We start from the raw sequence: 1,291 nt of genomic DNA, 5'->3' as shown, positions 1-1,291 counted from the left end.
TCAGTACCCCCTCCGCATACGCCCGAGCCACCAGCTCCGTACGGTTCGCCGCCCCCCACCGCGCCGACAGTCGCCGCAGGTGGTAGCTCACGCCGTCCGGTGTCAGCCCCGTCTCCCGCGCCGCGCGTGCCGTGGTCGCGCCTCCGGCGAGGAGCGCGAGGATGCGGGCCTCGACGGGGGTCACGGCGTCGGAGGGGGCCGGGGGCGCGGGCGTCTCCTCGGCGAGGACCCGGAGCATGACCAGGAGCGCCGGGGTCATGCCGACGCCGTCGCTGACGGGGTCGGCGGTGAGTTCGCCGTGCCGGACCCGGCCGCCGGGAGTGTCCCACCGGACGGAGACCTGGTAACGGGAACGGTGCCGGAGGCGCAGCGCTTGGGCGATGCGTTCGACCTGTTCCGCCTCGACGGGCCGGAACAGGTCGAGTACGTCCAGCCCCTTCAGCCGCCCCGGCGGGGACCCGCACTCGGCGGCCATCGCCGGATTCGCGAGCAGCACGGCGCCGTACACGTCGCACACGGCGACCGGGACGGACACCCGGTCGAACAGGGTGAGCGCGCGGTTGCGCCAGACGACGGCCTCGTCGGCGCCAGGTTCTCGCATGCGACCGCCCCTATCGGCCGGCGTGGACGGGGTGGACGGCCTGCCACGCGAGCCGGGTGTCGGCGGCCTCGCCGATGCGGGTCAGGGTCTCGTCCAGGGTGAGGAAGACCTCCCAGACCGGGTGCCCGGACGCGCGGGAGAGTTCGGCGACGACGAGGTCCTCCAGGTCGGTGACGCGCTTGTTCTTCCAGATCTTGTCGGCGAGGCTCACGAGGAGGTCCTCGGCGTCGGCCTCGGGGGACTGCCAGGACGCGTGCGTGCCCGCGAACCGGGCGAGCGGGGCGGGCACGTGACGCGCCAGCAGCAACTCCCGTCCCGCCTCCTCGTGTCGGGCTCCGGGCCCGGACAGCTCGGCGGGGTGCAGGGCCTTGCCGATGTCGTGCGTCGCGGCCCCGAACAGCACCGCCTCCCGGTCCACGGCGAGCCCGAACCCGGCGACGGCGTCGAGGAGTTGGGCCGCTACGTCGTGCACCAGCCGCAGATGGGCGACCAGCCGCGGCGGCGCCGACACGGCCGTCAGCAGCTCGACGGCCCGCGCGGGCAGCGGACGCAGCGGCGGATCGGTGGTCTCGCCGAGCGCGATCACGGAGACAGACATCCGATCAGCCTAGCCGTGAGCCCCGAACACGCTTCGCACAAGGGCTATTGCGAATTCTTGACTGCACGATCGTGTAGTCCTCCCGCCCGGCC

Annotated in this window: 2 protein-coding genes; both read right to left on the bottom strand. The window is 73.7% G+C overall.

Features of this window, described 5'->3' with window-relative positions:
* A partial coding sequence (locus AOK24_RS44885; RefSeq protein ID WP_055725531.1) for a PAS domain-containing protein occupies nucleotides 1-601 on the bottom strand: 601 nt, incomplete at its 3' end.
* 10 nt (nucleotides 602-611) lie between these two features.
* The gene (locus AOK24_RS44880) at nucleotides 612-1,199 is read right to left on the bottom strand and encodes an HD domain-containing protein (RefSeq protein WP_055725530.1); all 588 of its coding nucleotides are present in this window, start codon (nucleotides 1,197-1,199) and stop codon (nucleotides 612-614) included.
* Nucleotides 1,200-1,291: the final 92 nt, after the last annotated feature.

Source organism: Streptomyces niveiscabiei, assembly GCF_001419795.1.
GTDB lineage: Bacteria > Actinomycetota > Actinomycetes > Streptomycetales > Streptomycetaceae > Streptomyces > Streptomyces niveiscabiei.
The sequence above is the reverse complement of the archived record's forward strand: the minus strand, read 5'-3'. Positions and strand labels throughout refer to the sequence as shown.